This window comes from uncultured Kiloniella sp., from assembly GCF_937128705.1.
Taxonomy (GTDB): Bacteria; Pseudomonadota; Alphaproteobacteria; order Kiloniellales; family Kiloniellaceae; genus Kiloniella.
Genome location: NZ_CAKZMP010000414.1, coordinates 1 through 5,863 on the forward strand (window position 1 = coordinate 1; position 5,863 = coordinate 5,863).

The 5,863-nt window shown below is 44.2% G+C and carries 5 protein-coding genes and 1 pseudogene; 5 read left to right on the plus strand and 1 reads right to left on the minus strand.

Annotated elements, in window-relative coordinates:
• Window positions 1-411, minus strand: a pseudogene (locus tag Q0241_RS21305) (tryptophan--tRNA ligase); the annotation flags it as partial.
• Window positions 412-1,011: 600 nt separating this feature from the next.
• Here Q0241_RS21305 and Q0241_RS21310 point away from each other — a divergent pair.
• The 5 genes from Q0241_RS21310 (at window position 1,012) to Q0241_RS21330 (ending at window position 5,861) form a co-directional block, all read left to right on the plus strand.
• Window positions 1,012-1,503, plus strand: coding sequence for an Lrp/AsnC family transcriptional regulator (locus tag Q0241_RS21310; RefSeq protein ID WP_299381102.1), 492 nt, complete (start codon window positions 1,012-1,014; stop codon window positions 1,501-1,503).
• A gap of 206 nt (window positions 1,504-1,709) precedes the next feature.
• On the plus strand, window positions 1,710-2,855 hold the full coding sequence (locus Q0241_RS21315; protein WP_299381104.1) for a glycine cleavage T C-terminal barrel domain-containing protein: 1,146 nt from the start codon (window positions 1,710-1,712) through the stop codon (window positions 2,853-2,855).
• Window positions 2,856-2,908: 53 nt separating this feature from the next.
• Complete coding sequence (locus Q0241_RS21320) at window positions 2,909-3,364, plus strand: OsmC family protein (RefSeq protein ID WP_299381106.1); 456 nt, start codon at window positions 2,909-2,911, stop codon at window positions 3,362-3,364.
• A gap of 12 nt (window positions 3,365-3,376) precedes the next feature.
• A complete protein-coding gene (locus Q0241_RS21325) occupies window positions 3,377-4,189 on the plus strand; it encodes an enoyl-CoA hydratase (protein WP_299381108.1) in 813 nt (270 codons plus the stop codon).
• A 22-nt stretch (window positions 4,190-4,211) separates the two neighbouring features.
• Window positions 4,212-5,861 (plus strand): acyl-CoA synthetase, encoded by a 1,650-nt coding sequence (locus Q0241_RS21330; protein WP_299381110.1) that lies wholly within the window; start codon window positions 4,212-4,214, stop codon window positions 5,859-5,861.
• Window positions 5,862-5,863: the final 2 nt, after the last annotated feature.

Here is a 5,863-nt window from a genome sequence, read left to right on the forward strand (position 1 = left end):
CATCAGAATGTCGGCTGCCATCAACATGGGGTAGAAAAAGAGGCCGCCTGAAACCTGGTCCAACTTGTCGGACTTGTCTTTGAAGGAGGTGGCGCGTGCGAGGCGCATATAGGGAAAGTGGCAAGTCAGGTACCACGTCAACTCAGTAACTTCCGGAATATCGCTTTGCCGATAAAAGTAGCCGTTATCGGTGTCAAATCCACATGCCAACCACGCAGCGGCAGTGGCATAGGTGTTGTGCGCCAGTATTTCTGGATTGTGGATGGTGGTCAACGAATGCAAATCTGCAATGAAAAAGAAAGCTTCGTTGCCCGGTTGATTGGCCAATTCGATACCTGGAAGAATCGCTCCGAGGAGGTTGCCGAGGTGAGGAATGCCCGTGGCTTGAATGCCGGTTAATACCCTTGCCATTTTCTTTTTTAGTTAAAAGTGACGCAAATATAGAAAGTTTTGGGAAGGGTTTTTGGATTAATGCTGATTCATCAACTGCCGGGTTGCCTACTGAGTGGATGCGCACCTTGCTTATCGTTTCGCGTGTCTTCCAGACCGGAAGTGAAGGATTGTAACTCGCGTTTGGAAACCCAATGAGTTGAATGTCAGGTTGCCCTGCAAAAAATGCTCACTTTCGTATTGGTAATGCTTTCATCTCTCCATTTTCTTGATTTTCTTTTAAAATACCAAGTCTACTCAATAAATTTTTGGATTGATTTTGTTGATAAATTTTTTTTGCAAAAATGAGATGAAGTATTATTCAGTGAATAGAGACTTGCTCGGGATCTTATCGTGAAGATCTGGCTGAAGAGAATATTCTGAGTTATTTATATAAAACTGGATCTGATTGTTTGTGCTTTTGTCGCTATCTGGGGCGATTCACTTGTTTTCTTTTGCTATTCTCGGATCGGTTCTTCTGATTAAATAAGTTTTTGAAAAAAACTTTTTATCTGAAATTGACGCCGCAATATTCTTAAACACTGGTATTAGCCTTATAGTACCAGCATTGGGTGAAAATAGATGAGTAAGATTGTTCTGGATGCCGCTGATATTCGTATTCTTGTGGCTGTACAACAAAATGGGCAGCTTAGTAAATCCAGACTTGCTGAAATTGTGAATCTCTCCCCAACGCCTTGCTGGATACGTTTGGCAAAGCTTAAAAAAGCTGGATTGATCAAAGGCTATTCCGCTGAGATTGCACTCGACAGTATTGTGAATCTGTCTAGGGTTATTGTGTCACTTTCATTAACAAGCCACCGCAAGCAAGATTTTGAACGCTTTGAAGCCTATATACGCGGTGAGGATTCTGTTGTGGAATGTATAGCAACGGGCGGCGGTACGGACTATGTGATGAAGGTGTTTTCCCAGGATCTCTCTTCTTTTCAAGCAATCATGGATGCAATGCTTTCTGCAGAGTTAGGTATTGATCGTTACATGACTTATATTGTTACGAGAGAGGTGAAATCTGTTTCACCAAACCTTAATCTGTTGCTTCCAGCTCAGAAATGCTGACATGACGATAAGCCGTAAAGAAGCCTGATATAATCCGATAAAAACTATAAGAGACCAAACGGTTTATATGGCCGGATAATAATGGTCTGTTTGGTCTTTTGTGCAGGAAAACTTAGCCCGTATTTTTCTGTAGTCGCTGCTAATGTCTGATAAATTCATTCAAGACGTGGCAGCCGTCAAAAGCTGCCCAAATAGAGGCAAGTAGCATGACGAACACAGATGATTTTGGTTTTGGTACACAAATTCGTAAATCCCCTTATTTTGACGCAACTGTTCGCTGGGGAGCGAAAGCATTTTCAGTATACAATCATATGTATATTCCCCGCGATTTTGGTGATCCGGAACAAAATTTTTGGAATCTGGTGAATGATGCGATCCTTTGTGATGTCGCAGTTGAACGACAGGTTGAAATCACAGGCCCCGATGCCGGGAAATTTGTCCAGCTGCTAACTCCCCGAAATTTATCAAATCTTGCGGTTGGGCAATGTAAGTATATTTTGATCACAAATGCTGATGGTGGGGTGTTGAATGATCCTATTTTGTTACGTTTGGGTGAAAATCGTTATTGGATATCTTTGGCCGATAGCGATATTTTACTTTGGGCGCAAGGCGTCGCAATTTATTCCGGCCTTAATGTCAAAATTGGTGAGCCTGATGTTTCTCCTTTGCAGTTGCAAGGGCCTAAATCTGGCGAAGTGATGAAGGCACTGTTTGGTGAAAGTATCATGGATCTTCGTTACTATTGGTTGCGCGAAATCAATCTTGATGGAATCCCGTTGATCGTTTCGCGCACTGGTTGGTCAAGCGAACTTGGGTATGAGCTTTATCTCTGCGATAGTGCGCAAGGTGATGCGTTGTGGGAAAAAATTATGGAGGTGGGCACGCCTTTGGGGTTAAAGCCCGGTCATACCTCATCAATCCGACGGATAGAGGGTGGGATGCTATCTTATCACGCTGATATGGATATTATGACCAATCCTTACGAATTGGGGATGGATCGTTTGGTTGATCTGGAAATGGAGGCTGACTTTATTGGCAAGGATGCTTTGCAAGTGATTCATCAAAACGGAGTCTCTCGCAAACAGGTTGGACTTGTTATCGATGGTCAGAATTTTAAGGGTCCAAATACGACCTTTTGGAAGGTGAAGAAAGACAATAATATTGTCGGAAAAGTGACCTCTGCTGTTTATTCCCCTCGTCTTAATCAAAATATTGCTTTAGCGATGGTTTCGGTTGATGTGAGTGAGGTTGGCACTATTTTTGACATTGAAATTCAGTCAGAGATCTTACAGGCTAGAGTCGTTGAAAAGCCGTTTTTTGATCCACGGAAAAGGATCACTGTCGCTGCCTAACTACTTGATTTCCGAATTAAATATTCCGTGCCACAAATAATGGTTTTAAAATTATGTCTGAACTTTCTATCGAGCTAACTTGGCAACGTTCTGAATCTGAATTGCGTCCGGGTAAATATTCCAACGCTCACACTGTCCGTTATAATGACGATTATAAAGTACAGGTCGATGCTGCACCTGATTGGGGTGGAGATGGAGGAAATACGAACCCTGAACAGGCGTTAGGGGCAGCTTTATCAAGTTGCCATATGATGACATTTCTTGCTTTGGCGGCCAAAGCAGGGTGGCCTGTCGTTGGTTTTAAAGATCGTGCTGTTGCTTTTTTGGGTAAAAATTCTAATGGGAAAATGTCTGTTGTAAAAATTGATTTGCATCCAGTTGTTGAGTTTGATGCTAATTTTACGATTACAGCAGAAGAGCTGGATAAAATGCAACATCGTGCGCATCGTTATTGTTTTATTGCGAATACATTAGCTGATAGCGTTGAAATCAATATTTGCGCAACTTAGGGAGTAGGGACTGTGCCAGAGACTGGACTTGATCAGGGTATTTTGCTCAGTGAGAAAAATGCAGCGGGAATATTGAGGCTTACCTTGAACGATGACAAGCGACGTAATGCCCTGTCAGAAGAAATGTTGCGCAAGTTAAAAGATGCATTTTCTTCGGCTGCTGCTGACGCATCTGTGCGTGTCGTCGTTCTTGCCGCGAAAGGGCCTGTATTCAGCTCTGGACACAACCTCAAAGAAATGACGGCGGCGCGAGAGCATGATGATCGTGGTCGTGTTTACTTTGTAAAAATACTGGCGTTATGTTCCGAAGTCATGCAGGGGATCGTGGCTTGCCCGAAACCGATTATTGCAGAAGTTTCAGGAATTGCGACAGCGGCAGGGTGTCAGTTGGTTGCAACCTGTGATTTGGCCGTTGCGTCTGATACGGCACAATTCAGTACGCCGGGTGTTCATATAGGACTTTTTTGTTCTACACCCATGGTTGCTTTGTCTCGTAATGTATCAAATAAGCATGCTATGGAAATGCTTTTGACAGGAGATATGATTTCTGCGGCTCGAGCTGCAGAAATTGGCTTAATTAATCGGGTTACTTCTGCATCAGAATTAGGCGATGCCGTATTTAAGTTGGCACAGAAGATTGCATCAAAATCCAGTCTGACGCTCGCGACAGGGAAGCGTGCTTTTTATGAACAGCGTGAAATGAACTTGTCGAAAGCTTATGAGTACGCATCGAATGTGATGGTTGAAAACATGCTGGCGTTTGATGCCGAAGAAGGCATTGGTGCTTTTGTTGAAAAGCGTGAGCCACAATGGCGAGATAAATAGGTCCGAAATGAGTAAGTTGGAGATGAGTAACCCTTATAACACTGGTCTTGATCGTAATCAGGCCAATTATCAGTCTTTAACGCCTTTGACTTTTCTCGAGCGTGCCGCGAGTGTTTTTCCGAATCACATTGCGATTATTCACGGAAAATTACGTCGTAATTATGCGGATTTTTACGAGCGTTCTCTGCGGTTGGCTTCTGCCTTGTCAACGCAGATTGTTGGGCAGAGCATTGGACGTGGTGATACTGTTTCAGCTCTTCTGGCCAATACGCCTGCAATGCTGGAATGTCATTATGGTGTACCTATGTGTGGGGCTGTTCTGCATTCAATAAATACAAGGCTAGATGCCGCTGTCATCGCATTTCAGCTAGATCATGCTGGTGCTAAAGTGCTTATTGTTGACCGTGAGTTTATGCCATTGGCGCAACAAGCTTTGACCTTGGCAAAAGTTACTCCGACGCTTGTTCAGTATGATGATCCTGAATATACAGGGCCAATAACCATAGTTGATGCGCTGGATTACGAAGAGGTCCTTTCGCAAGGAGATCCAGCGTTTAGCTGGATGATGCCCGAAGATGAGTGGGATGCGATTTCTATAAACTATACGTCGGGTACAACGGGTGACCCCAAAGGTGTTGTGTCTCATCATCGGGGGGCTTATCTCTTGGCGCAGGGAAATGCGTTGACGACCTCGATGGCGAAGCATTCTGTGTATCTTTGGACGTTACCAATGTTTCACTGTAATGGCTGGTGTTTTCCTTGGACCCTTTCGGCTGTCATCGGAACACATGTTTGTCTTAGGCAGGTGCGCGAGGATCAGATCTGGAATTCATTAGCTGATCATGGTGTGACGCATCTGTGTGGCGCCCCTATTGTCATGTCTTTGATGATTTCTGCGCCTGAGACGATAAAGCGTAATCTAAACCATACCGTACAGTTTTTAACTGCTGCGTCGCCTCCGCCCCAAAAATTGTTGGCGGATATGAAGTCTGCTGGATTCGATGTAACACATCTATATGGTCTTACGGAAACCTATGGGCCTGCTGTGGTGAATGATTGGCATCAAGAATGGTCAGATCTTCCGTCTGGGGAACAGGCCTGTCTCAAAGCGCGCCAAGGTGTGCGTTACTTACCTTTGGAGGGGTTGGATGTTATTGACCCGGAGACGATGATCCCAGTGCCTCGTGACGGGGAAACATTAGGAGAGGTTATGTTCCGGGGTAATGTTGTTATGAAGGGCTATTTTCGCAATCATAAAGCAACAAAAGAGGTCTTTGAGGGGGGCTGGTTTCACTCTGGTGATCTCGGGGTGATGCACCCAGATGGATATATAGAGCTCAAGGACAGATCAAAGGATATTATTATCTCCGGGGGAGAAAATATTTCGTCCATTGAGATTGAGGAAATTCTTTATCGATATCCCGCAGTTGCTGTCGTCGCCGTCGTCGCTATGCCGCATGAAAAATGGGGAGAGACACCCTGTGCCTTTGTCGAATTGGTTTCTGAGCAAAATGCTTGTTCTGAGGAGCTAAATGATTGGTGTCGAGAGCATCTGGCTTCTTACAAGGTCCCCAAAAAGTTTGTTTTCACATCCATTCCCAGAACATCTACGGGCAAAATACAAAAGTTCGTCTTAAGAGAGCAAGCTGCTAACTTCGTTGATAAGTCGTAAGG

Coding starts and splice junctions, on each gene's coding strand:
- Q0241_RS21320 (WP_299381106.1), top strand. CDS start 2,909: ATGTCTGAACTTTCTATCGAGCTAACTTGGCAACGTTCTGAATCTGAA.
- Q0241_RS21310 (WP_299381102.1), top strand. CDS start 1,012: ATGAGTAAGATTGTTCTGGATGCCGCTGATATTCGTATTCTTGTGGCT.
- Q0241_RS21315 (WP_299381104.1), top strand. CDS start 1,710: ATGACGAACACAGATGATTTTGGTTTTGGTACACAAATTCGTAAATCC.
- Q0241_RS21330 (WP_299381110.1), top strand. CDS start 4,212: ATGAGTAACCCTTATAACACTGGTCTTGATCGTAATCAGGCCAATTAT.